The following is a 26745-nucleotide window of genomic DNA, read 5'->3' on the forward strand; positions in this document are numbered from 1 at the left end:
TCTTAGCCAGTTTCTCTTTGTCTTAACCTTTAAGTCCTGTAAAGCTGATTCCTTTAATAATTTGTTTTTGAAAGATTAAGAACACGATAATAACTGGTATCGATGCAATAGCATTGGCTGTCATTGGCAGTACATAGGCTTGCGAATAGCTGGAATTAAATACTGGCAGACCTACTGGCAATGTATAGAGCTCCTCAGATAATATGGACAGGTATGGCCACAAGAAATTATTCCATGACCCAATAAATGTAAAGATAGCTATTGCGGCTAAAGCTGGTTTAGCTAGAGGTAAAGCGATTTTGTAAAACAGTTTAATATTTGAACATCCATCCATTTTCGCACTTTCGAATAACTCCTTTGGTATTCCATCAAAGAAGCTTTTTAATATGATGACACCTAATGGTGAAGCAATCATCGGTAAAATAAGCCCTGCATAGCTATCAATCAAGTTTAAACTTTTCGCTGTTTCATATAGCGGAATAATCGTTGCTTCTCCAGGTATCATTAAACCTACCAAGAAGAATATAAAAATAGTTCTTTTGAAACGAAATTTCATTTGAGATATTGCAAACGAAGCTAATGATGTCACAATTAACGTTAAAATCGTTGTAATCAGCGCGACGATAAAACTATTAAACGTCCAGCGAAGTATTAACGTGTCAGAAATTATATTCGTGTAGTTCGAGAATGTAAATGGTGGCAAAAACCATTCGATTGGATTAGTTGTGCTGTATCCATCTGGTTTCAAGGAAACAAAGATCATCCAAATGATCGGCAGAATGAACAGAACAGATACTGCAATCGCTACCGTTACTTTAACCGGATGAAAAGGATCGCGACTCCTGTTTAATGCTGCGGATCTTTTCTTTTTACTTTTCGGTCCTTCTCCATTTCTTTTCTCGACTGGTTTTTGTTCCGCTATATTTGGGATTGGATTAGGTTGTCCCATTTTAACTTTCCCCCGTTCTCTGTGGCCTTAGCTGGATTATCGACAAAATTAATAGAATAAAGAATAATGCAAAGGACATTGTAGCAGCATATCCTAAATTATTTTGTGTAAAGCCAGTTTCATAGATATATTGAATGAGAGGTCTAGTCGCACCACCTGGTCCACCGCCAGTGATTAGCATAATTTGTGCAAACACTTTAAATGAGGCAAGAACCTGCAGCAGCAAAATGACTTTGGAAATCGGCTTAAGCTGCGGCAATGTAATGTACCAAAACTGCTGCCAGCGGGTTGCCCCATCTATTTCACTTGCCTCGTATAATGATTCGGGTATGTCCTGTAGTGCGACAAGAAATAGAATCATATTCGTTCCTACCGTCCACCATAAGGTAACAACTACAATCGTAATCCAAGCAAGATATTTATCAGCCAGCCAAAAAGGCTCCCCTTCGATTCCTATGCTATGAAGAATGGTATTAACGAATCCGTTATATGGTTGCAGCATAAAAATTGCTAGAAAGGAAATAACGGCAACAGATAAGATACTTGGGATAAAATAAGCTCCCCTGAAAAAGGTCTGAATCTTCGTATTTAAGTTAGCGAGTAATGCCAGTCCTAGTGCAAGCACCATCATTGTTGGTGTTGTTAAAATAACAAACAGCGTTGTATTTCCAAGACTTCTCCAGAAATAAGAATCACTGAACATGACCTTAAAGTTTTCCAACCCAATAAAGTCCAATTTTCCAATTAATGACCAATCATAGAAGCTCATTTCCAGCCCTTTAATAACGGGAAAAATAGTAAAGATCATGTATACGATAAAAAAGGGAATTAGAAAGGGCACTGCCTTCATATCCTGTAACCATGACTTGTTTTTCATAAAATACCCCTTTTCTATTAAAAGTCAGAAGCTCCTAAAGTATATTAGGAGCTTAGACAGTTCAAATTATCCTCCTATTAACGCCTTTACTTCTTGTTCAATCAATTCAAATGCCTTCTCAGGAGATTCCTCATCTGTCCAGATCAGATCAAGATTGCGAATAAGTATATCTTGGATACCACGTGCATGTACGGTTTGATCTGGAAAATTAACATAGTTTGCTACTTCTGCGTAATCACTCCGATATGGAAGTTCCGCATATTCTTCTGATTCAACAACCGTTGTCTTTGCTGGAATATGTCCTGCTTCTGCCCAAACTACACCTTTATCTGTAGCGTAGTTCATAAATTCAATCGCAGCTTTTTGAACTTCCGGTTCCGCATCTTGACTAGCAGGGATTACGAAGGTGTGCGAATTGCCGAATGCAGCCTCTTTGCCAAATATATTTGGTGCAGGTATTGCTGTAAATTCTAATCCTTCCGTTGCTTCCCAAGTACCAGTTGCCCACACCCCAGTGGACATAGTTGCTGCATTGCCAGATTGGAAATCAGCATAGAAATCCGCTAAATTCAATGGAATAACTTCATGCTCGTACCATAAATCATGCATATAGTTTGCAGCTTCAATTGCTTTATCAACATCAAGTACGTATTCAGGATTTTCTAAATCATCCGTTACAATATTTTCTCCACCTAATTGACTATAGAAGGAAAACCATAACCGATAGGAGTCTACACCAGCAGTAGAAAATGCCATCGGAAATTTATCTTTCGGTAATTCTTCTTTAAGCGTTGTCAAGAATTCAACAAACCCTTCTGGTGTCTGTTCCATTTTTACACTGCCATCTTCATTCAGAAGTCCTGCGTCACCGGCAAGCTGATTATTCACGAAAAAGATATGTGGATGTGTGTCGATTGGTATAGCAAAGTGTTGCCCATCAAAAACTGTCGAATCCAGAACGTTTGGATTGAATTCATCCCAGTTAACGCCAACTTCTTCACCATATGTGTCTAATTCCTGCACTAGTCCCTGATTAACCAATTCCGGAAGTACATTCGAATGGGAAATAGCCAAATCCGGTCCTTTACCTGCGGAGACACTCGTGATCAATTTTGTATAATACTCTTCAAATTCTTGTTGAATATTGTTTATGAAAATCTCATCCTGACTTGCGTTAAATTCGTCAACAATTTCTTTCATAAACGCTGCATCCCCACCACCAAATAAGTTCCACATAACAACCTCTGTAGCACCCTCCGGCACCTTAACTTTCCCACCAGCATCATCTGAACCGCCACTGCATGCTGCAAGTGTGATGGCAGTAATAATTATTCCGATAAGCAACATTAACTTCTTTTTCATCATTGAACCTCCCCTTTATATTTAAGAATTGCAAATGAATAGATACTAACTTTTAGCTGCCTCCTTTCATCGATTACGGTTTTAATGTAAAGTTAAAACACGGCTCATGAATTCGCTTTCAAACAAAAGCAAAAAAATAAGAAACCGCCTAAGAAAAATACTATTATTGCATTAATTAAATTAATTAACTAACATAATAATAAACTCGATCTTTTCACTTGTCAATATCAATTATTCGAATAAACTCAAAATTAATTTATTAAGAATAATGTCTTAATATGTTGCTTATTGGTTTATAATATTCAAGATTCAGATGAGATATATTAGATTAACGAGCATTATTAACAGGATTTTTGATGTCAAACACATATTATTACCGCAATTAAAGAACTGAATCCTGAACCTATCCATCCTCCTATTCATTCTTTTATCTCCAGTCTCTAACTTTAAACATGGCTCTATAAGTGTTCATAGGTGTAACGTCCCTCCATATTTATATCTCATTATATTTCTTCTTGTTTTTTTAAAATAAATATAGTAACATTAACTTAATTAAATTAATTAACTATTATACATTCTTATTATAATTGCAATATCTTAAGTACTTATCTCTTTTTTAAAGACCACGATACTACAGGAGGTTATTATGAATATAAGGAAACTAACAAAAGAATTCCAGGATAAATTCAGCACTTTCCAAACACCAAGACCCTTCTTCGCCCCAGGAAGAATCAACCTAATCGGCGAACATACGGATTATAATGGCGGACATGTGCTGCCAGCTTCAATTTCTTTCGGAACATATGCGCTTGGCCTAAAGCGTCAGGATCGAAAGTTACGCTTTTACTCCGTGAATTTCCCTGATGCAGGGATAATGGAATGTGATCTGGATGATTTAATTTATCAGAAAGTACATGAATGGGCGAATTATCCAAAGGGTATGATTCTTTATCTGCAGAAAGCAGGATATCAATTCGACCATGGTATTGATGTTTTATTTTATGGAAACATCCCAAATAGTGCAGGGCTGTCTTCTTCTGCATCAATTGAAATGGCCATGGGTGTCTTATTAGAAGGTTTGTTTGAACTGAATATTGACCGGATTGATTTGATTCGCATTGGACAGAAAGTGGAAAATAATTATATTGGTGTTAATAGTGGAATTATGGATCAGTTCGCGATTGGCATGGGAAAGCAGGATCATGCGATTCTCTTAAACTGCCAAACATTGAACTACCAATGTGCACCACTCATTTTAGGGGATCATGTTATCATCATCATGAACACGAATAAACAACGGACATTAGCAGGATCTAAATATAATGAACGCCGGACACAGTGTGAAGCAGCACTCTCTGATTTACAGACTGTACTGCCTATTCAAACACTTGGAAATGTAACAATTGATGCTTTTGAGAACAATCAACGGTTCATTAAAAATGAAATAAACCGGAAACGTGCGAGACATATTGTTTACGAGAATGCCAGAACAATAGAAGCCCTTGAAAGGTTAAAGCAAAATGACCTTATTGGATTTGGAAAACTCATGAACGCCTCCCATATCTCATTAAGAGATAACTATGAGGTTTCAGGAATTGAGCTTGACACGATTGTCGAAGCTGCTTGGAATCAGCCCGGGGTCCTTGGTGCACGTATGACAGGTGCAGGATTTGGCGGCTGTGCGATTGCAATTGTAGCGCGTGAGGAAGTGGAGAAGTTCAAGAATATTGTAAGCGCAGTCTACACTGAAAAAATTGGCTATGCACCAACTTTCTATATGGCAGAAATCTGCGATGGAGCAAAAGAAGTCACAGAAGGAGCGTTAAAATGAGTGTATTAGTTTTAGGCGGTGCTGGTTACATTGGGTCACATGCCGTTTATCAATTGATTGATCGAGGGGAAGATGTCGTTGTCATTGATAATCTGCAAACAGGACATCAGGAAGCCGTCCATCCAAGCGCACAGTTTTATCAAGGCGACATTCGGAATGCAGCTTTCCTTCAAGACGTTTTTACCAAAGAAAGCATTGAGGCTGTTATCCATTTTGCTGCAAGCTCCCTTGTTGGGGAGTCAATGGAAAAACCACTCCACTATTTTGACAACAATGTTTATGGAACTCAAGTATTGCTAAAGACTATGGTCGAGCATGAGGTGAAGACTATTGTCTTCTCCTCCACTGCCGCAACTTATGGAGAGCCCGAATCCGTTCCAATTACGGAGACAATACCGACAAAGCCAACCAGCACGTACGGCGAAACAAAATTAACAATGGAAAAGCTGATGAAGTGGACAGAGCGAGCACATGGAATTAAGTATGTATCCTTGCGTTACTTTAATGTTGCTGGCGCCCGGCACTCAGGTGAAATTGGTGAAGACCATCGCCCGGAAACACATCTTGTTCCAATCATTATACAGACAGCACTTGGTCAGCGCGATTATATAACGATCTTCGGTGAGGATTATGATACACCGGACGGAACATGTATACGTGATTATGTTCATGTGGAGGATCTTATTGAAGCACATCTACTAGCACTTGATTATCTAAAGCTTGGGGGTAAAAGTGATGTTTTCAATCTCGGAAGCAACCAAGGCTTTTCTGTAAAAGAAATGATTGATACTGCACGTGAAGTAACCCGTAAGGAAATATATGCAAAGTCAGGAAGGAGACGTGCAGGTGATCCAAGCATACTGGTTGCCAGTTCAAATAAAGCCAAAAGTATGCTTGGCTGGGAACCGAGACGCACTTCTATCAAACAAATTATCAAGGATGCATGGAACTGGCATACATCTCACCCGAATGGATATGGAAAGGACGTGAAGAAGTGATTTTTCAGTATGTTAATGGACTTATTCAACAAGCAATTAAAGCAGAACTAATTGAACAGGCAGATAATATTTATGTTCGCAACCAAGTCATGAATCTATTAAATTTGGAGACTTTTCCTGAAGAGCCTGATTGTGTCACAGATGAATCGATTCCCGACATGCTTGAAAAAATAATCGAATATGCTATTGAACATGAAGTAATCGAGGACGTATTCGACGATAAAGAGATTCTCACAGCTAATATAATGAACTGCTTTGTAGCTCGTCCATCTGTTATTCATGCTACTTTTAATGAAAAATATGAACAGTCACCGAAAGCAGCAACCGATTATTTTTATAACTTGAGCAAAAACAGCAACTACATTCAGATGAATCGGATTGAAAAAAACATTCACTTCAAATCGGACACAGCATACGGCGAACTAGACATCACGATTAACCTGTCCAAACCTGAAAAAGACCCCGTGCAAATCAAACGAGAACGTGAAATGAAACAAAAGCTGGATTATCCAAAATGTCTATTATGTGTGGATAATGAAGGATATACTGGTAGAACAGGGCATCCCGCACGTGCGAATCATCGTGTCATTCGCGTTCCACTGCTAGGAGAAAATTGGTACCTACAGTACTCTCCATATGTTTATTATAATGAGCACAGTATTTTGCTGTCAGAAGAACACCGGGACATGAAAATTGATAGGAAAGCTTTTGAACGCCTATTAACTTTCACAGAAATATTTCCCCATTACTTCATTGGATCAAATGCAGATTTACCGATTGTTGGAGGTTCCATATTAAGTCATGACCACTATCAGGCAGGACGCTATGATTTTCCGATGACGAATGCAGCGAGTGCTTTTGATTTTATCCTGGAAAAGTTTGATAATGTTTCTGCTTCTGTATTGAAATGGCCTTTATCCGTTATCCGTCTGAATAGTTCTAACAAGGATTTACTACTTGACGCTGCTAATCATATTTTACAAATCTGGAAAAGTTATTCCGACGAACTTGCAGACGTGAAAGCATTTACTGGTGATACACCTCACAACACGATTACACCAATTGCTCGTTCTCGCGAAGACGTATATGAGCTTGATCTTGTATTACGAAACAACCGTACATCTGATGAACATCCACTGGGGATTTTTCACCCACATGCAGATGTGCATCATATAAAAAAAGAAAATATCGGACTGATTGAAGTTATGGGGCTCGCCGTTTTGCCAGCAAGATTGGAGATGGAACTGGCTGAAATCAGGCAGTTTTTAATTGGAAAATCCAGCGATGTAGCTGCATATCACCTGGAATGGGCTGATCAAATCCAAAGTGAGTACGGTGAGATTCTCGATTCTAGGATGGCTGATGAAATTTTAAAGAAAGAGCTTGGCAAAAAATTTGCCAGAGTTCTGGAAGATGCCGGTGTTTTCAAGGAACGGCAAGCATTTGAAAGATTTATCCATACATTAAATAAGCAGGTGGCACAATAATGAAGATTGAAACAACTGATATTTTAGGAAAATGGAAAGAATACACACTAGTAAATGAACAAGGAATGTCTGTCAGTGTAATAAATTTTGGCGGAATCATTACAGAAATGCTTGTTCCCAATCGAAATGGAAAACTGGAAAATGTCGTAATTGGATTTAAAAATTATGCAGACTATGAAACGAACCCGAATTATTTCGGTGCTTTAATCGGTCGTGTTGCTGGAAGAATTCAAGGTGGGGAGTTTGTGCTTAATGGTAAAACCTATAGTTTAGATCACAATGATGGGGATAATCATCTTCACGGAGGTGCGTCAGGCTTCCATCAGGTAATCTGGAATGTTGATCCTTTTCAAACAAGTGACACAGTCGGGTTGAAGCTGACTCACAAAAGTTTAGATGGTGATGGAGGATATCCTGGCAATTTAGATGTAACTGTTACCTATATTTTGAATAACGATAACCAATTTACAATCGACTATGCTGCAACCAGTGATCAGGTCACTCCAATAACATTGACGAACCATTCTTATTTTAATTTAAGTGGAGATTTGAAAAACACCATTCATCATCACCACATAACGATAGATAGTGAAGAAATTGTCAAACTTGATGAGAAACTTATTCCAACAGGAAAATTAATGAATGTATTCAATACTTCCTTTGATTTTCGTGAAAGCCGGTCATTGCGCGAAGGATTCAATGACAAGTCTGAACAAAATACAGTTGCTGGAAATGGTTATGATCATTATTTTATTTTCAATAAGAAGAAAGAAAATGCTGTTACTGTAAGTGATGAGAAGTCTGGACGCTTGCTGATGATAAAAACAGATCAGCCAGGGATGGTTATGTATACCTCGAACATGCTCGAAGAGGGGATGGAACTGAAAGAAGGCTTTTCAGAGAAGTATTTAGGAGTATGCTTTGAAACCCAAGCGTCACCTGCATCTTTGCATTATCCAGGATTTCCGTCAGTTATTTTAAAAGCAGGAGAACAGTATAAAAAACAGACCGTATTTTCTTTCAGCATAGTAAGATAACAAGGGTCTAACTGATACCCTGAGAAATGTTAATAAAAGAGGATAGTTCTCCATGTGTAACACGAAGGAATATCCTCTTTTTTAACGCCAGGAAACTATAAAATTTGAATGCTGTGGATAACTTAGTTACCTAAACGGACACGTCCAGCGCTTGTGCTTTTGTTCTTTTTTCATCAAACTGGATCAAACAATTCCACCAATAATAGCGAGACTGCCCCTAACAGGGTTGCATCTTCACCAAGTTTTGTTACTGTTACTTCGGTTTCTTTTGCAGCCGGACTGAGTACACGCTGTTCAATCGTTTGCTTAATTTTTGGCAAGATGAATTTTTCACTCTTCATCACCCCTCCGCCGAGAACAATTTTCCTTGGGTTTATTAGATGTATTAAATTTGTTAAGCCGATACCAATAATCATTCCAGTTTCTTCAAGAATTTCAATATATGCCGTATTACCAGATTCGGCCAATTTGTATACTTCTTCGCCTGTAATTGTTTCTGATTTCTCCTCTAGCTTTTTTCTGGTTCTCTCAGCAATAGCGACACCACTGGCGAAGGTCTGCAAACAACCGCGGCTTCCACATTCACAAATCTCTCCATTAATATCTATCGTCATATGGCCTATCTCACCAGCAATATCCTGAGCGCCGTGGTACAGCTTTCCATTAATAACAACACCTGAACCGACGCCTCTTCCAATATTTACAGCAACCATACTATCCGCATCGCCGTGTCCTCCAAACCATGACTCGCCAAGTGCCATTGCTCTGGCATCATTTTCAACGTTGACCACTAAGTTAAATTCTTCCTCAAGTTTTTGCTTGATTGGAATATTTCTTAAATCCAGGTTTGGTGCTACAAGTGAGGTACCAGTTTCTATATCCACAACCCCATGCATTGCTACTCCAATCCCTAGAATTTTATCATGATACGGTTTTGATGTTTGTAAAATCTTATGTATATTTTCTTTTAAAATACTGATAAACTGATCATTTGTAATTGGAATGTTTAGCTTACTAGAAACACGTTCAACGATCTTCCCAGATAAATCAGCAAGAATACACTCAACCGTTTCTGGACCAGCATCTACGCCAACAACATAGAAGGCATTATTATTAATATGAAGCATCGTCGGTTTTCGCCCACCCTTGGATTCGCCGAGATCACTCTCTCTAACTAATTCCTGTTCGATCAATTCTTTCACAATACTGCTTACCGTTGGTGGGGTGAGCTTTGTATCCTTAGCTATTTGAGCCCTGGAAATAGGTTCCGATGTCCTTATTTTATTGAGAATGATTGATTTATTGACTGATTTCATTAATTGGAATGTGCCCCGCTGCATGAAAAGTCCTCCTATATCTCTTGATACTTGTAAATATATTATAACATAATTAATTAAATTAACTAATTAAATACAACCACTTGTAGAAAATATTCCTGCAAAGAGTACAAGATATGTCTAGAAATATGGAGTCCATTATGTCTGATGTTGAGATTGAAGAATAAAACTATCTAAAAATGATAAAACCATTGTACAAGTAAAGATTTGCAGGCATTTGCATTCCGAAGAGGTTATTCCAAAATCTATTACACCCTCATTATGCATCTTTTATACAACGAAAGCCGATGTTTCCTGATGAACGATCAAGTGTATTAAAGCTTTTGATTGTTTCTTTTATGAAGTGCATTTATTCACCTGCTCTCTCCTTTAATTTAGCAGAATATTTAAATTCAGACAAGAAATCATTTACTAGTGGCAAGATAATCAAAAATGACACGTTATTAATCGAATAAGACGGAGTACCTATTAAGAAAATGCATAAAAAGAAGCGAGGGAAATATCCCTCGCTTCTCTCTCACCTTCTTTACTTCAATTTCATCGCCTCAGCAATAATTTTAGGAAGATCCGTATTATCATGGAACCCAACAAATTTATGTGTTTGTGGACCATAAGCATAGACTGGAATATCAGCACCTGTATGATTAGTACTTGTCCATCCAATGCTTGCACGGTCGCTTACAATCGTATTAATAGCAAGCGGCGCATTATCAGCTTGTTGAATTTCATTAATTTCTTCTTCTGTTAACTCAAATCCAGTATGTGTTTTCAGAACTTCACTTACATTGGAGCGGTCTTCGTTTAATTGGGTTGCCATGTAATCACCTGTAGCTGTTACATCTGTTAATAGATCAGCATTTAAATCCATTGAACCATTCGAACCAGTTGTCATCCCACCAGTATCATGATCAGCTGCAACAATTACTTGTGTCTTTCCATCTTTCTTAGCAAAATCGATTGCTTCTTCAACTGCCTTTTCAAATGCAGCGACATCAGACATTGCCCAAGCTGCATCATTAGCATGACCTGCCCAGTCAATTTGACTTCCTTCAACTACTAAGAAAAATCCGTCTTTGTCTTCTTCCAAAACATCAATTGCAGATTCAGTCATTTCAGCAAGACTAGGTTCTTCTGTTTCAGCACGATGAAGCTCTGGAGCAAGTGCATCATCTGCAAATAAGCCTAAAAGCTTTTCGCCTTTCTTAAGTGCAATTTGCTTATTGTCTAGTAATTGACTTCGTGTTTCTACCAATTCATATCCTTGCTCCTCAGCTTGCTCAATTAAATTAAGCTTTTCCTGATTTCCGCCTTGATCGATTGGTAAGAAATTGTTTTTCCCTCCGCCAAGGATAACATCTACTTCATTTTCAAGCATTTGTCTAGCAATCTCCGTTTCATTATTACGATCCTCGACATGTGATGCAAATGATGCTGGTGTAGCATGTGTAATCGTAGAAGTTGCTACAAGTCCAGTTGCCTTTCCGTTTTCTTGAGATGCTTCTAAAATAGTTTCAAGCTCGTTGCCCTCTGTATCCATTCCAATGACACCATTATTCGTTTTTTCACCTGTAGACATCGCAGTACCTGCAGCAGCAGAATCGGTAATATCAGAGTTAGCAGAATGTGTCGTGAACATTCCTTTTAGATGATCATCCCATACTGCATCTTCCCCCTTGTACACGCGATAGTTACTTGCATAATCAGCACTAAAGCCGTCTGGAACCATGAAGATAACATTCTCTACCTTCTTATTTCCCTTTCCTTTTCTATCTACAGCATCCGGTTTTGCGTCTACCGTTCCTATACTTAATCCAGACAATACAAGGGACGTACTAAGTACAACAGCACCAATCTTCTTAAACATCCTACACTCTCCTCTCAAATTTTTATTACAATTTAAGCGTAAAGGAAAGATATCTAAATGAAGTTACATGCTAGTAAAAGTCTAGTAAACTTTTTTCACCCTAAATAACTACCTCTTTTTTCATAGAGTTATCTGTAACCACTTGTCATTAACCGATAGAACTTGATATAGCTTCATTTAATCCCTTTCACTTGATCCATTACAATCCACCAAAAAAACACTATCACTAGAGAGAATTCCCCTATTAAGATAGTGTTTTTTAACTATAATATATTCTATTCTTCTACCGTGATTGTTATCGTTTGCTCAACTACTTTGGTTTCATCTTCATCGTTAACGAAATCACCTGCAAGATTTTGACCATTCTCTCCATATACTTCTGTGACATGTGGACCATTATTATGATGGGATGGATCCATTGTAATAACAATATCATACTCGGTTAGATTTTTAATTCGACTGTCTTTTTCAGGATCATAAATATATAAAACTGTTGAGCCATCTGGATCCGTGTAGCTATACCCCTGAAATCCTGATGTAATATAATTTGGAATGTCTGCTCTTGCCAGAATAAATGTATCTTCTATAATGTTACTATTTATTTTTACTACAACATAGTCATCTTGTTTCTCGATTACTGGCTCTATCCATACCTTGGGGTTTCCATAATCCTCCGGCAAATCCCAGCTTGGTTCCGTAATCGAAAAATTATGTTGACCACCATCTATTGTGGCCGACTGTTGGAAGGATACTTTTTGATAGATTTCATTTGATTTCGCATAGTTTCGTACGAAGCTCCCACCCAGTTGGTTTAAATAATGATTTTTTATCTCCCCATACTGATTTGCTGGCTCAAATTTCAATTCAATATGTACGATTCCTTCTACTTCGTCTGGAAGAATATATTCCAATTCAAACTCTCCATTTTCGTTAACCTCAGTTCGATCAATTCCTCCAACTAACAATCCATATTCTGATTCAATTGAAAGAACAAGTTTTGACTCAGGCAATAGATTGGTCATGCCTTTTACAGAAACGAGCTTATTATCGATCTGAAATTCCCCTTCCAGCCTTACCTCTGAATCTCCTTGATCTTCTGGAGCCTCTTTTACTTGATTGACTTCAAAGGAAACCTCTTCCGTATTATCTACTGACTCTACTTCCTTTTCCACTTTCTCCGCCTTTGTACCTTCAGTTTCCCCAGCTTGTATACTTCCACTGCTTTGTATATCTGTTTCACTTTGTTCTTCATTATTACTACTACATGCTGCCAAAAATAAAATCATTAGTGCTAAAAACATAAATAATAAACGTTTACATCTAACCACGAAACTGATTCCTCCTAAATATAGTAAACAATCAATCCTAATGATACCGTTTGCCTTTTTGAATAACAACAGTACCAAGTACCTATAAGAAAAAAACTGGTGACAGTTCACTTTGTACTTTCATTATAGGGTCTTAACATTATGTTATCTGCTTCACAAATTAGACATAATTACTATAAAAATTTCCTTGAATGTCTTTACATAAATGCGCTTTCATATATAATGTAATTAAGTGATATATTTCACAAACAAAATCTAAAGGAGGAATAGCAATGGCTAACCTTGATACAGGTCTTACTTGTGTATATCAAACACAAGGTACGATTGCTCGTGAAAATATTCGTTCGAAATTTGTGGATTACCAAATTGCAGACATAAGCCTTCACCCGGATATACCGCTGCCTACTGAAGGCAATCATCCTATTTCCATAAAAATTGAAGGTACTTGGTACAAAGCAATTGCTTCTGTTGTAAGAACGCTGGCAAACGGTAATAGTAAAGCAGTGAAAGCATATATTCGTAACTTTAATCAGCAACTTCAAGCATGTAACGTACTAATTTCCTGGGATAATTATTTAAGCACTTCGAAAAAGAAAAAGCAACAAGACAAATCATTACCTCTAGCTATGAATTTATAAGAGCATACTACTTTATTAAAAGGCATTTTTAGGAACATTCTCGTAATCCATAAAGTAATATCGCTATTCCTTATCCAATAATTTTAATCCTCATCTTCCGACCAAGGAATCGAATAATAAAGCTCTCCTAGATAATCATGATATCCCCAGCCAATTCATTTCTGAATTCCTCTACAATAACTATACAACCGATTATGAAATGTCTTGAAAAGCGCTTCATCTTTTTCACATTCCATCACAACTTTCTGTAGTGGAATTGGCTTATCAGCAATTCATATCGCTTCGTCTAAGCTACTGTCATTGGCGTACACATCAATGACAATAATTTAGAATTAGCAAGGAAGTTTGGTGCTGATGTTTCCGTTGATGCTCTAAGTATTACGGAAACTTGTATGAATGGAATAAGTAGCTAAGAAAAGGTGGACGCCATCACAGGTCAGTGTAATGACGAAAAAGAAGCTGGTTTTATCTGGATTCCATAATCAGAAATCGTTTATTACGACACTCAGTATAGCTCGCTTCACTACACTACCAAGTTGCAAAAGGAAAATTGAAACCAGGGAAAAATGGTAACTCGAGAGATTAAGCTCTCTGAATGTGGAAGGAATTTTTGAAACCACAAGTAATTTTGCAACTTCTGGTACGTTTGTTGTAACGGATTACTCTTAAATAGCGTTAAAGCTGCTTGTGGTTTTTATGCAAGCAGCTTGTTTTTCCAATAGTAATCTTATACCTAAATGATTTTGATTATAAAGATGATAAAAGTTCTGCAAAAAATGATTCACGTAACGATAGGACACCCTTATCTACTCAATCAAACAATTACCAAATTATCTGATCGTTCGCCAATTTGTTTAACAACTTCTTTACCTATCTCTAACGAGGCTGTTGCTGCTGGTGATGGTGCATTACATACATGCAGGCTTTTCTTGCCTTGTATGATTTGGAAGTCATCAACCATTGATCCATCACTATTTAAAGCCTGTGCTCGGACTCCTGCTGGTCCTGGGACTAAGTCTTCACTCTTAATTTCAGGGATAAGCTGCTGTAAGTTTTCCACAAACTTTTTCTTGCTTACAGAACGAACCATTTCATTAATTCCTTCCTTCATATTTTGACTCGCTAATTTCCAAAAGCCTTTGTAGGTTAAAACTTCTGCAAGATCTTTTATGTTGATATCTGACTTTTTATAGCCTTCTCGTTTAAAGCTGAGTACTGCATTCGGTCCTGCTTCAACTTCTCCGTTTATCATTCTCGTAAAATGAACACCTAAAAAAGGAAAATCAGGATTTGGAACAGGGTAAATTAAATTTGTTACTAGATTTCTTTTTTCTGCTTTTAATTTATAATACTCTCCGCGAAACGGTACAATTTTCATATCAATATGATATCCTGCTAGTTTAGCAATTCGGTCACTTTGCAATCCTGCACAATTAATTAAAAATTTGGCTTTATAGCTTTGCTTGTTCGTATCTACTATCACTTCATGTTCAGATTCATTAATTGATAGTACAGTCTCGCCACAATTTATTTCACCATCATGCTGCTCTATAATCTCTGCATACTTGTTTGACACCATTTTATAATCTACAATTCCCGCAGTTGGAACTTGAATAGCTCCAATACCTTTAACATGTGGTTCTATTTCATGTAACTCTTCTTTATTTAGTTGTCTTATAGATAACCCATTCTGTAGTCCGCGTTCATATAGATTATTAAGTAATGGACGCTCCTTTTCATTTGTAGCAACAATTACTTTTCCACAAATATCATGATTAATATCGTATTTACGTGAAAACTCAACCATTGATTTGCTTCCTTGTTTTGCAAAGCGTGCTTTAAAACTACCTGGTTTATAATATATCCCTGAATGGATTACCCCACTATTATGACCTGTTTGATGTGTTGCCAGTTCTTTTTCTTTTTCAAGTACAAGTATTTTTTTGTTTGGATATTTTTCTGTTAAATTCATACCTACAGAAAGCCCTAGAATACCACCGCCTACAATGATGTAGTCAAACATGTCCATTCCTCCTCGTATTCAATTCCGCGGTTCCGCTTGTCATCCACCTTGATGTACGACTAGTTGACTTCCAAAATCTGTTGTCGCCTTTATTTCAGGTTTCGGTACAAATCTATCTTAATGAAAGAATCGGCCACCCAACCTGTCCATCTATCTCTTAAAATTACGAGTCTATAAAATATCTTTTCTTAGCTGCAACTAAGTGATTCCACATAGCTGTCTGAGCTTTTAATTCATCTTGTTCTTCGATTGCCTTGTAGATATCGAAATGCTCCGATAAAATTATTTGCCCTTTTCCACTTTTAATACTTTTTTCACGTAGTATATTTACTCCTTGTATGAATGGGTCTGTAAAAAGTTCTACTGCTTTTAACAACATGGGATTTTTAGCCGCTGTTACGACCGAAATATGAAATTCATAATCTTCTTCTGCTGCAACCAAATCATTTGCATAAGCTTTCTCCATTTTAATATAAGCACTTTTTATCTTTTGTAAATCTGTCTCTGAACGTCTAATTGCAGCTAAATAAGCGGCTTGTCCTTCTAATCCCTGTCGGACCTCTATTAATTCAATAAGGTTTAAACCTTGACTATTTAAAAGTTTATCCAATTTGTTTAGTAATTTCGTATTCTCATCATTTATTAAAAAAACACCTTTACCTTGTAAAACTTCTACTAAACCTGCGGATTCCATCACACTTATTGCTTCTCTAACCGAGGTACGAGAAACAGAAAGGTTTTCAGCCATTTCTCGCTCCGAAGGTAATTTATCTCCTGGTTTAAGCTCATTATCTCGAATCAAAAGCTGAATTTGTTCTATAATATCCTGATATAATCGTTTTCTACGTATTGGCTTTAACATCATAACTAATCTCCCTTTTCCATAATATTATCTACTCTTTTTTAAAGGAACATCACTCCCTATTCTACTAGGTTCTCAATAAATATAATTTTTTATTAGCGATTCCATCCTTACCAACGATATTGGTTCGATTTTAATTTTATCACTTTTTATATACCGAATGAATTTACTGCACCAATAGGACATTTACCTTAAGATACAAACCTTCTAAAGTTTATGGAGTTGTGTTATAACGAATGAAGTGCTCTAATCTTTTAACACCATCTTCAGCAATGGATAATACTTATTATATGAATACTTCCTTATTTATTAAACTAGGAGGGATTTCTCCTTGCAAACCTTTAATTAAATTTTCCGCTGCTAACTTAGCCATTTTATACCTAGTTTCCAATGTTGCAGATCCAATATGTGGTAATGTTACGACATTTTTCATATAAAGGAGGGGATTATTTGGTTCCACGGGCTCTTTTTCATAAACATCAAGTCCTGCTGCACAAATTTCTCTTTTTTTTAAAGCCTCAACTAATGCATCTTCATCCACCATTTGTCCTCTAGCACCATTTACAAATATAGCTGTTTTTTTCATGAGAGAAAATTCCTGTTTTCCTATTAGTTGAACCGTTTCGGGCGATAATGGTGCCATTAGGCAAACAAAGTCTGATTGTTGCAATAACTTTTGTAACGATACATATTCTGCTTGTAATTGTTCTTCTGCATTAAGCTTCCTAGAGCGATTATGATATAGAATCTTCATTTTAAAACCAAAGTGAGCCCTTTCAGCAATAGCTTTTCCGATTCTTCCCATTCCAATAATTCCAAGCGTCTTATGATGAATATCTACACCATATAAATCCTCGCCAATTTTTCCCGTCCACTGACCAGACTTTACATACTGATCAAGTTCTGTGATTCTTCTAGCGGTTGCTAACAGTAAACCGAATATCGTATCGGCAGTAGAATCCGTCAAAACATCCGGAGTATTCGTTGCCATTATTCCACGTGCATTGACAGCTTCCATGTCTAAATTGTCATATCCTACAGAGATATTGCAAATGATTTCTAAGTTCGGTGCTTCATCCAAAAGTGTTCGATCTACTTTCAAACCCGATCCAATGATTCCATGTGCATCTTTTAACTCATGAATAAATTCTGGATTCTCTCCGTTAGTAAGTTCAACTACTTGAAAATGTTTCTGTAATATTTTTAATAGGTCGCTATAGATTGGATTATAAACGATAATCTTTTTCATCTTGGTCACCCACATTCCTTAATTGGAGTACTTATTTTTCAACTAGACTACCTATGACATGATTTGTAAAATGCTTAAATGATTGGTTAATTAAAGATGTAACGGTAATCCCAACGTAGTCTGCCCCCCAATTTTTCCGCATAAGTGCACCACTTCTATCCTTTGTATGGATACCTACTTTTACTCCGTATGTTTTAGCAGTTTCATAAATATTGTCAATTGTTTTTAACACTTCTGGATGATCAATTGATCCTCCGTATCCTAATGAAACGGACAAATCTGTTGGTCCAATATAAACCATATCAATTTCTTTCACACTAAGAATCTCGTTTAAATGAACCATTGCTTTTTCTGATTCAATATGAATTCCAATCAATGTTTCTTGATTGGCTTTTTCCAAGTATTGTTGAATTGGAATATTGCCATAATCAGCTGCTCTCATCGAAAATGCAGCTCCTCTTTTCCCAAGAGGTGGATATTTCACCGCTTCAACAATTCTTTCTGCCTGTTCCTTAGAATCAACCTGTGGAACGTGTACTCCGTGCGCTCCACGATCCATTACTTTTAATAGTTCAGAAGGGTCGCTAGATGAAGTTCGAACCAAAGGAGTAATCCCTTTATTTTCTGCAGCAATTACCATGTTTTCAATATTTTCATAAGAATGCATTCCATGTTCATTATCGATCACAATGACATCAAACTGACTTAATGCAGCCATTTCTATGATTTGTGTGGAAGGAAATCCAACAAAAACACTAAGTGCAGGATTTTCTGTTGGTTCACTCCATCGTCTTTTTAATTGATTATAAAACATGTATCCCTCTCCTCTCTATTCTTCATCTACTTTATAATTGGTTCTATATTCGTATCTTATATCGCATTCATGAAACTTAAATAACTCTTCTAAGGAACTCAGAATGGTTTTTCGACACCTTCTCATTCCATAATTTCTACAATTGCTTCAAAACAGTTATTGTTTTTATCACTTTTGATAAGCACTTAGTTTTTTACTTCCTCTTTTAACATGTTCCAACTTCTTAAAATTCCTCTTACTTCTTCTTTATCAGCTTCATTCAGTGGACTCACTGGTTCTCTAGTGACACCTGCACGTAATCCCACTTCTTCCATTGCTTCTTTAATAACCACAACATTGTTTCCATCATGATGTTTTGCTCGTAAGTTTTCAAAGCCAATGACTTCATTCCATATGTTCCACACGGTTTCATCATCAGCATCACGAAGCGCAGTAAGCATCTTTTGGGAGCTGGATGGATAAATATTGATCAATCCAGATGTAAATCCTTTCGCTCCTGCATAATAAAAGTATGGTGCCCATTTTTCAGCCGTACCACAAATCCATGCAAGGTTATGTTCTTTAGGTACTTCACGAACCACTTGCGTAAAACGTGGTAAATCATTGATGGCATATTTCACACCTATAAATTTCTTAAGAGGTGCTAATTCCTTAATAACATCATCACTTAGATTAGGATTTTTAAAATATATAATGGACGGAATATCTAATGCTTCCATAATTTTTTTGAAGTAAGAAATTGCACCTTCCGTCGTAATGAAGGGATGAATTGGTTGGTGAATCATGACACAATCTGCACCAGCTTCTTGTGCATCTTTTCCTAATTCGATTGCAGTTTCCACCGAGTAACCAACACCAGCAACCACTGTCGCTCTCCCATTAATTAGTTTTATAACTTTTCTCGCTACTTCCTTTGCTTCATCAAGCGTTAGCGCATAAAACTCACCGGTATTCCCATTTGGAACAATGACCTCTGTATCATTCTCTAGTAAAAATTCAATATTTTCTTCCACCCCTTGCCAATCAATTTCTTTCGTACCCTCATTAAAAGGTACAATATTAATTGCACAAATTGTCTCTAATTTTTTTGCAATACTTGTAAAATCCATGTTCAACACTCCTCTTATTATTTTTCATATATTTTGTATAGAACTAAATAAATGCTTATTTACAGAATTGACTGGTTCTTTCTCTTGCAATACATTAATAATTTCTTTGGCAGCACCAGATGCCATTTGACCTAAGGATTCTTTGGTATGCGCTGCCATATGCGGTGTTACAATGATATTTTCTAAGTTCCATAGAGTATAATTATCTTCTGGAGGTTCATTCTCAAACACATCTATACCTGCTCCGCGTATTTCATTATATTTTATTGCTTTATATAGTGCTTTTTCATCAACCAAGCCACCTCTAGCACAATTGATTAGAGATGCAGTAGATTTCATTTTTTGCAATTCTTTTTCACCAATAATATGATGAAGTTCTGAGGTATATGGTAAATGCAACGATACAAAATCGGATTGTTCTAAAATCGTATCTACGGAATCTACAAATACAACATTTTCTAAAGATCTTTCGTTTTGAATGTAAGGATCATAAACAATGACATTCATATCTAATCCTAAAGCACACTTTTTCGCCGTTAATTGACCAATATTTCCATACCCAATTAAACCTATTGTCTTATCCGTTAATTCATTCCCGATAAAATACTCTCGCACCTCAAAATGATTTTTACGAAGAGCTTTATCTGCTTTAAGAATGTTACGAGACAAAGCTATTATCATCCCGACAACATGCTCTGCTACAGCATTCGAATTTACTCTAGGAACATTACAAACATAAATACCTTTCTCAGCTGCAGCAATAATGTCAATATTGTCATATCCTACACCCGAACGAGCGATTACTTTTAATTTCTTCGCCTTTTCTATCAAAGAGCGCGAAATCACTTTGGTTCGAACTAATATCGCGTCACAATCAACGACAATTTCCTCTAGTACTTCATCCTTGGTCGATTCTGGTTGTATGATTTCAACATTAGCATTTTTTAAGACCTCCATTCCGCTACTAGAAATTGGCTGAACAACTAAAACTTTATACTGGGTCATCAAATTACCTCTTTTCTATTATCAATTGCTATATCCAGTCTTTTTTTTCTCCTTAATTGATTGAAAAAGACTAAAGCTAATATAGCAATTCCAATCGAATCCGTCATGATCCCCCCCTGAATTAATAATAATGAAGCACTAAATAGCAGTACACTTTCAATAATCTGATTTTTAACAAGAAAGAAACCGACAACAGATGTAGCAAGAGCAAATACCCCAATGATTGCTGATACTAATGCTAACCCAGACGCTAAATAATCATTGGATTGTAACAATAGTTCTGGAGAATAAACAAAGGCGAAAGGTACGATAAATCCGGCAATCCCTAATCTAAATCCCGTCCAACCTACTTTGGAAGGACTTTCTCCTGCGATACCTGCAGCCGCATAAGATGCAAGTGCAACCGGTGGTGTTATTGCTGACAAACAAGCAAAATAAAGCACAAAGAAATGAGCAACGATTGGTTCTACACCTAATTGAATTAAGGACGGCGCTGCAACGGTAGCACCCACGATGTAACAAGCAGCAGTAGGAAGTCCCATTCCCAAAACAATCGCTGTTACCATCGTTAGGAATAAAGTTAAGAATAACTGTTCATTTGCTAGGACTAAAATGACATTAGCCAGTTTTAATCCTACACCGGTAAGAGATACTACACCGATAATAAAACCAACAACAGCAGTTGCAATTGCAACCGTAAGACCACCTTTTGCTCCCTCTTCTAAAGTTTTTAATAACGTTTTGAAATCCATACGTGTGGATTTTCTTAGGTAAGAGACTAAGAAAGTTGCGACAATTGCAAAGAAAGCTGCATAGATTGGTGTGTAATCCATGAATAATAAAACCATTAGCAAAATAACCGGTAAAATTAAATGCCCTCTTTCTTTAAAAATTGGCTTAAATGCAGGCAACTGTTCCTTTGGTATCCCCTTTAACCCATTTTTCTTACCTTCATAATGGACCATAATCCAGATCGATAAAAAGTAGAGAATAGCCGGAATAATAGCAGCAATTAATACCGATGTATACGGGATACCTAACATTTCTGCCATTATAAAAGCTGCAGCCCCCATAATCGGAGGGGTAAACTGTCCACCAGTAGACGCAGTCGCTTCTACACCACCTGCAATACGCTTGGAGTACCCTATTTTTTTCATCAAGGGAATGGTGAATACCCCAGTTGTAGCAACATTAGCAGTTGCACTACCATTGATCATTCCTAAACCAGCACTACCAAGTATGGATACTTTTGCAGGTCCTCCTACCCTATGACCTGCAATCGCCATCGCACCATTTGTAAAAAACGACGATAGTCCAGTTCCATTTAAAAAAGCCCCAAACAATATAAATAAGAAGATGTAAGTTGCAGAAGTACCTAGAGCAATTCCGAAAATCCCCTCACTTCCAATATACATATGCTCAATTAACGTAGTAGCAGTATATCCACGATGAGCTAGCGCACCTGGCAAATAAGGACCTAAATAGGCATAGGCTAAAAATAGTAGCGATAAAATTACTAATTCTATTCCTACACTTCTACGGGTTGCTTCAAGAATAACAATCATGGTAATCGCCCCCATGATTAAATCAATTGTCGTTGAAGACATTCCTCTACTTGCAATAGTGTCAAACATAACAAATAAATACCCAACAGAAATTGCAGAGACGGTTGCAAATAAATAATCAAAAATCGTTGGTTTACCTTTATTCGATTTTTTTCTACCCGGGTATAGTAAGAACACAAGTACAAGTGCAAATAAAAGGTGTAGGGCTCTCTGCTTCGTACTTACCATTGGAACAACTGCAGTAAATAAATGGAATGAAGACATGGCAATAGCAATAGTAGCAATTAATAGTCCAGTTTTCCCTTTCATAATTCGTGATTTTGATTCGCTGTCTTGGTTTTTTGACAATTCATCAATATCTATTAATTCTATCGTTTTCTCACCTTTTTGCTCTTCAGATAGTTGTTTTGTCATGTAATCACCTCTTTTTAATTTGGTAATTCCTTCTATAGACAGTGGAGTAGCTTTTTCTACTACCCCACTGTTCATCATTTATTCATCAATTTCTAACCCTTGTTCTTCAAAGTATTTAATGGCACCTGGATGTAATGGGATAGTTTTACCATCTAAAGCATTCTCCAAGTTAATATTTTCTGCAGCGATATGAATGTCAACTAGATCTTGTTTATTTTCATACAATACTGTTAAGAACTCATAAACAAAGTCCTTAGACATTTCAGAGCTACCATGCAACCAGTTTGCTACTGCAAATGTTTCTACTGGTTCTGGTTGATTTGGATACGTATCTGCTGGAATAGTAAATGGATAATATGCAATATTTACTTCTTCCGCAAGCTTTTTTACTATTTCTTCATCAAATTCCAAAATTTCAAAGTCACCGCTACTCATCAAATCCAGCATATTAGAGCTACCTAATGATGCAATCATATTCGCACCATCGGCCTGTCTATTTCTTAATAACTCTACGGATTGTGATTCACTCGTATATTCTGGTGTAATATCTTCATAAGTAATATCTGCCACTTGTAATAATTCTTGTGCATTGATTTCCGTAGCACTTCCAGATGCACCTACAGCAATCCTTTTCCCTACAAAATCTTCTACTGATTTAATACCAGCATCTTTTCTTACTGCAAATTGCATTACATTTGGGAAAAGATACGTTATCTGTGTGATTTTATCCATTTGATTCCCTTCAAATTGACCAGTTCCTTCATAAGCTTCTTTCGCAACACCGGCTTGAGCAACCCCCATTTCCGCATTCCCTTTTTGAATATTTTCTAGGATAACCGGTGATCCCGGGGTAGACTGCGCATTTGCATCAATTTCTGGAAACTCTTCCCCAATTAATTGTGCCATTGCATTTGCAAGTAAGAAGAATGTACCACCACTTGTTGCGCCACCAATTGTGATAAATTGGGGATACTCGGAGGATCCACCTCCACTAGAACTTTCTGAAGTACTATTACCACAAGCAGCTAAAATTGTTGCTAAGCCTAAAATCATCACAACCAAAAATATTTTCATATTTCTCATCGATTAGCCCCCTTTTTTTATCTTCACTGAAATATTCCGTGAGCAAGGATATTTGTCCCAAGATTTTAAACACTATTTAATCTGATATATTAAACATACGAAATTAAAATACTTTCAATGGATACTTCACATTGTTTCCCTAACATTTTTAACTCATTGAAGATAGCTTCTGTTAAAACTAATCCTTCACTTTGAACTTTTTCGCGCTTATTCTGTTCTATATCACCAGGCATAAATACTCGTTCCACTCCATCTGCTGCAGGACCTTTTACCGTTTGTTCAATACGGTCTTGCATTCGTTCCTTATACACATCAATATCCATAAAACTATTAATATCTATAACGATAAACATATGACCTAATGTTTGCGGTTCATCGCCATCATACATTAACGGAATCTGATCACCAAATAGGGATCCAGTTAATACCCCTGTCATAATATCGATCATAATGGCTAATCCAGAACCTTTAGCACCAAATGGAAGTAAATATCCGTCAAGCGCTTCTTGAGCATCGGTTGTTGGTTTTCCGTCTTTCGTAATCGCCCAGCCTTCCGGAATACTTTGATTATTTTTTGCAGCAAGATTAATCTTTCCACGAGCTACCGTACTTGTTGCCATATCTAGTACAACTGGGTGTTGGTTTGTTGGTGCCGCAATACAAATAGGGTTCGTACCTAAAGTTGGTCGTTTAGAGCCCCAAGCTACCATTAACGGAGAAGCGTTCGTCATTACAATACCAATACAACCTTGCTTAGCTGCCATTCTTGCAAAGTAGGAAGCAGTTCCAAAATGATTCGAATTTTGAACAGCACTAATTGCTGTACCACATTCCTTAGCTTTATCAATTGCTTTTTGCATGGCTACTTTCCCTGCATATTGTCCCCAACCGTTATTGGCATCGTACAAAATAGTTGCTTTGTTCTCTCTAACTACCGAAAGTTCTGTCTTTGGTTCAATTAAGCCTTTTTCCAAACGTTTCATGTAATCGGCTAATCGCGTTACCCCATGGGAGTCAACACCGATTTCATTAGCATCAACTAAACTATCAGCAATGATCTTTGCTTCCTTTTCTGGGATTGAATTTCCTAATAGGACTTTTTCACAATACTCTTTTAGTCTCGAAGAATCTACCGTATACATTTGAACAGCTCCTATGCACTATTTCATAATAATCATAAATCTCGGGAAAAATTTTATACCTCACCACACCTTAAGTAAGCGGTTACAAATCTTTTTTTAAATACACTCAATCAATACTAATACATGATAATAATCCGACAACAAGTGTCAGGGGTATTCCAAAGCTCTGTCAATCCAAATCATAGAAATACCCTCTGCTTTAAAAATATTACCAAGATGTACCTATCGAGAATGAGAGAATGCACAAATAATCACAGTTCCTGACCACCATTTAATAAACATACTTATATATTTATTCGTAAAAATAAAGTGAATTATTTATGAGTTCAACCTACAAATCTAATTGAAGCGATAAATATTTGTATTCCAGATAATCTTCAATTCCATATTTACCGCCTTCGCGCCCAACACCCGAATCTTTCACACCTCCGAATGGTGCCTGCGCTACGGTAGGTGCTGGATCGTTAATTCCAACAATACCGTATTCAAGTCTTTCACTAACTCGGAAAATACGTGAGGCATCGTTCGTAAAAATATATGAAGCTAACCCGTAAACACTATTATTCGCTTTTTCAATGACCTCATCTTCTGTTTCAAATTCAAAAATTGGAGCTACTGGACCAAACGTTTCTTCATGAGAAATTTTCATTTCATGCGTAGCATTTGTTAATAGAGTAGGTTGATAGAAATAACCGTCCTTAAACTTTCCTTTGTTTAATCTTTCTCCTCCTACTACAACTTTTGCTCCTTTTTCAACAGCATCTTTAATTTGATCTTCAGCTTTTTCAATTGCTCGTTCATTGATCAGTGGGCCAATTGTCACACCAGAATCAAGACCGTTTCCAACCATTAATTCATTTATTTTTTGTGCAAAACGTTCGGAGAATTGTTCAGAAATACCTTTTTGAACATAAATTCTATTTGCGCAAACACAGGTTTGACCTGCATTTCGAAACTTACTTGCGATTGCTCCTTCAACTGCTGCGTCTATATTAGCGTCTTCAAAAACAATCAATGGTGCATGACCACCTAACTCCATGGAAACCTTCTTCATTGTATCTGCCGATTTGCGAACAAGCTGCTTGCCTACTTCTGTTGAACCAGTGAACGTAATCTTTCGAACTTGAGGAGATTCCATCATGACATCAACAATATCATTTGCTGAACCATGCACTAAATTTATTACACCTTTCGGAACCTTTGCCTCATGAAACGCTTTAACTACTTCAATTGCTGTCAGTGGTGTTGCCGATGCCGGTTTCAACACAACCGTGCATCCTGCAGCCAATGCAGGTGCAAGTTTTCTTGTTATCATAGCAATAGGGAAATTCCACGGTGTGATTGCTCCTACTACTCCAACTGGCTGACGAATTACCATAAGTCGTTTGTTCTCTGAAGATGAAGGTATTGTATCACCATATATCCGCTTTCCTTCCTCTGCATACCAATCGATATAATCAATTGCCATCACAACCTCACCTTTTGCTTCTCCTAGCGGCTTCCCCATTTCCTTCGTAATCAATGAGGCAATTTGGTCTGCTCTTGAACGCAGGATAGTAGCCACTTCCATTAAATATTGATATCTCTTTTTAGCAATAAGTTTCGCCCATGATGGAAAAGCTGCTTTTGCGGATTCAATAGCTTTTTCCGTTTCATTACCTCCGCCTTTTGCTACACTTCCAATAACTTCACCTGTTGCTGGATTCACTACTTGGATAACCTCGCCTGTTTGGGATTCAATCCATTCACCATCTATATAAAGCATAATACT

Annotated in this window: 21 protein-coding genes; 5 read left to right on the top strand and 16 right to left on the bottom strand. The window is 37.0% G+C overall.

The genetic code is table 11. The features are described 5' to 3' along the window. Positions 1-22 precede the first annotated feature (22 nt). The 3 genes from NST46_RS02775 to NST46_RS02785 form a co-directional block, all read right to left on the bottom strand. Positions 23-949, bottom strand: coding sequence for a carbohydrate ABC transporter permease (locus tag NST46_RS02775; protein WP_095308252.1), 927 nt, complete (start codon positions 947-949; stop codon positions 23-25). A gap of 1 nt (position 950) precedes the next feature. Continuing rightward, positions 951-1826 (bottom strand): carbohydrate ABC transporter permease, encoded by an 876-nt coding sequence (locus NST46_RS02780; protein WP_095308251.1) that lies wholly within the window; start codon positions 1824-1826, stop codon positions 951-953. Positions 1827-1892: 66 nt separating this feature from the next. Next, positions 1893-3188, bottom strand: coding sequence for an extracellular solute-binding protein (locus tag NST46_RS02785; protein WP_095308248.1), 1296 nt, complete (start codon positions 3186-3188; stop codon positions 1893-1895). A 646-nt stretch (positions 3189-3834) separates the two neighbouring features. Here NST46_RS02785 and NST46_RS02790 point away from each other — a divergent pair. The 4 genes from NST46_RS02790 to NST46_RS02805 are packed head-to-tail and all read left to right on the top strand — an operon-like array spanning position 3835 to position 8541. Beyond that, entirely contained in the window at positions 3835-5019 is a 1185-nt protein-coding gene (locus tag NST46_RS02790; protein ID WP_341136732.1) for a galactokinase, read from the top strand. After that, positions 5016-6017, top strand: coding sequence for a UDP-glucose 4-epimerase GalE (galE, locus tag NST46_RS02795; RefSeq protein ID WP_095308244.1), 1002 nt, complete (start codon positions 5016-5018; stop codon positions 6015-6017). Before NST46_RS02790 ends, galE begins: the two co-directional genes overlap by 4 nt. Continuing rightward, complete coding sequence (galT, locus tag NST46_RS02800) at positions 5963-7504, top strand: UDP-glucose--hexose-1-phosphate uridylyltransferase (protein ID WP_445321719.1); 1542 nt, start codon at positions 5963-5965, stop codon at positions 7502-7504. Before galE ends, galT begins: the two co-directional genes overlap by 55 nt. Beyond that, positions 7504-8541, top strand: a complete 1038-nt coding sequence (locus NST46_RS02805; protein ID WP_341136733.1) for an aldose epimerase family protein — start codon at positions 7504-7506, stop codon at positions 8539-8541. The genes galT and NST46_RS02805 overlap by 1 nt, the downstream gene beginning before the upstream one ends. A 173-nt stretch (positions 8542-8714) precedes the next feature. Here the strand turns inward: NST46_RS02805 and NST46_RS02810 are convergent, their stop codons facing one another. The 3 genes from NST46_RS02810 to NST46_RS02820 form a co-directional block, all read right to left on the bottom strand. Continuing rightward, positions 8715-9881 carry an ROK family transcriptional regulator gene (locus NST46_RS02810; RefSeq protein ID WP_341136734.1) on the bottom strand — a complete coding sequence of 389 codons (1167 nt, stop codon included), beginning with the start codon at positions 9879-9881 and terminating at the stop codon, positions 8715-8717. Positions 9882-10404: 523 nt separating this feature from the next. Beyond that, positions 10405-11742: an alkaline phosphatase gene (locus NST46_RS02815; RefSeq protein ID WP_341136735.1), complete on the bottom strand. Its 1338-nt coding sequence runs from the start codon at positions 11740-11742 to the stop codon at positions 10405-10407. Between the two features lie 275 nt (positions 11743-12017). Further along, on the bottom strand, positions 12018-13070 hold the full coding sequence (locus tag NST46_RS02820; RefSeq protein WP_341136736.1) for a hypothetical protein: 1053 nt from the start codon (positions 13068-13070) through the stop codon (positions 12018-12020). A gap of 272 nt (positions 13071-13342) precedes the next feature. Between NST46_RS02820 and NST46_RS02825 the strand changes: the two genes are divergently transcribed. After that, entirely contained in the window at positions 13343-13708 is a 366-nt protein-coding gene (locus NST46_RS02825) for a hypothetical protein (RefSeq protein WP_095308229.1), read from the top strand. A gap of 814 nt (positions 13709-14522) precedes the next feature. Here the strand turns inward: NST46_RS02825 and lhgO are convergent. The 10 genes from lhgO to NST46_RS02875 all read right to left on the bottom strand — a co-directional run bounded on the left by lhgO (position 14523) and on the right by NST46_RS02875 (position 26739). Continuing rightward, a complete protein-coding gene (gene lhgO / locus NST46_RS02830; RefSeq protein WP_341136737.1) occupies positions 14523-15731 on the bottom strand; it encodes an L-2-hydroxyglutarate oxidase in 1209 nt (402 codons plus the stop codon). Between the two features lie 163 nt (positions 15732-15894). Next, on the bottom strand, positions 15895-16596 hold the full coding sequence (locus NST46_RS02835; RefSeq protein WP_095308224.1) for a FadR/GntR family transcriptional regulator: 702 nt from the start codon (positions 16594-16596) through the stop codon (positions 15895-15897). Between the two features lie 283 nt (positions 16597-16879). After that, the gene (locus NST46_RS02840) at positions 16880-17842 is read right to left on the bottom strand and encodes a 2-hydroxyacid dehydrogenase (protein ID WP_341136738.1); all 963 of its coding nucleotides are present in this window, start codon (positions 17840-17842) and stop codon (positions 16880-16882) included. Between the two features lie 31 nt (positions 17843-17873). Further along, complete coding sequence (locus tag NST46_RS02845) at positions 17874-18656, bottom strand: HpcH/HpaI aldolase family protein (RefSeq protein WP_341136739.1); 783 nt, start codon at positions 18654-18656, stop codon at positions 17874-17876. A 185-nt stretch (positions 18657-18841) separates the two neighbouring features. Beyond that, positions 18842-19765, bottom strand: a complete 924-nt coding sequence (locus NST46_RS02850; RefSeq protein ID WP_341136740.1) for a dihydrodipicolinate synthase family protein — start codon at positions 19763-19765, stop codon at positions 18842-18844. A gap of 24 nt (positions 19766-19789) precedes the next feature. Then, positions 19790-20770 (bottom strand): hydroxyacid dehydrogenase, encoded by a 981-nt coding sequence (locus tag NST46_RS02855; protein ID WP_341136741.1) that lies wholly within the window; start codon positions 20768-20770, stop codon positions 19790-19792. Next, on the bottom strand, positions 20770-22749 hold the full coding sequence (locus NST46_RS02860; protein ID WP_341136742.1) for a TRAP transporter permease: 1980 nt from the start codon (positions 22747-22749) through the stop codon (positions 20770-20772). The genes NST46_RS02855 and NST46_RS02860 overlap by 1 nt, the downstream gene beginning before the upstream one ends. A gap of 78 nt (positions 22750-22827) precedes the next feature. Beyond that, complete coding sequence (locus tag NST46_RS02865; protein WP_341136743.1) at positions 22828-23832, bottom strand: TAXI family TRAP transporter solute-binding subunit; 1005 nt, start codon at positions 23830-23832, stop codon at positions 22828-22830. An 89-nt stretch (positions 23833-23921) separates the two neighbouring features. Continuing rightward, positions 23922-24974 (bottom strand): Ldh family oxidoreductase, encoded by a 1053-nt coding sequence (locus NST46_RS02870; RefSeq protein ID WP_341136744.1) that lies wholly within the window; start codon positions 24972-24974, stop codon positions 23922-23924. Positions 24975-25305: 331 nt separating this feature from the next. Continuing rightward, on the bottom strand, positions 25306-26739 hold the full coding sequence (locus tag NST46_RS02875; RefSeq protein WP_341136745.1) for an NAD-dependent succinate-semialdehyde dehydrogenase: 1434 nt from the start codon (positions 26737-26739) through the stop codon (positions 25306-25308). Positions 26740-26745: the final 6 nt, after the last annotated feature.

It is taken from the genome of Oceanobacillus sp. FSL W7-1309, from assembly GCF_038002145.1.
Classification (GTDB): Bacteria; Bacillota; Bacilli; order Bacillales; family Amphibacillaceae; genus Oceanobacillus; species Oceanobacillus profundus.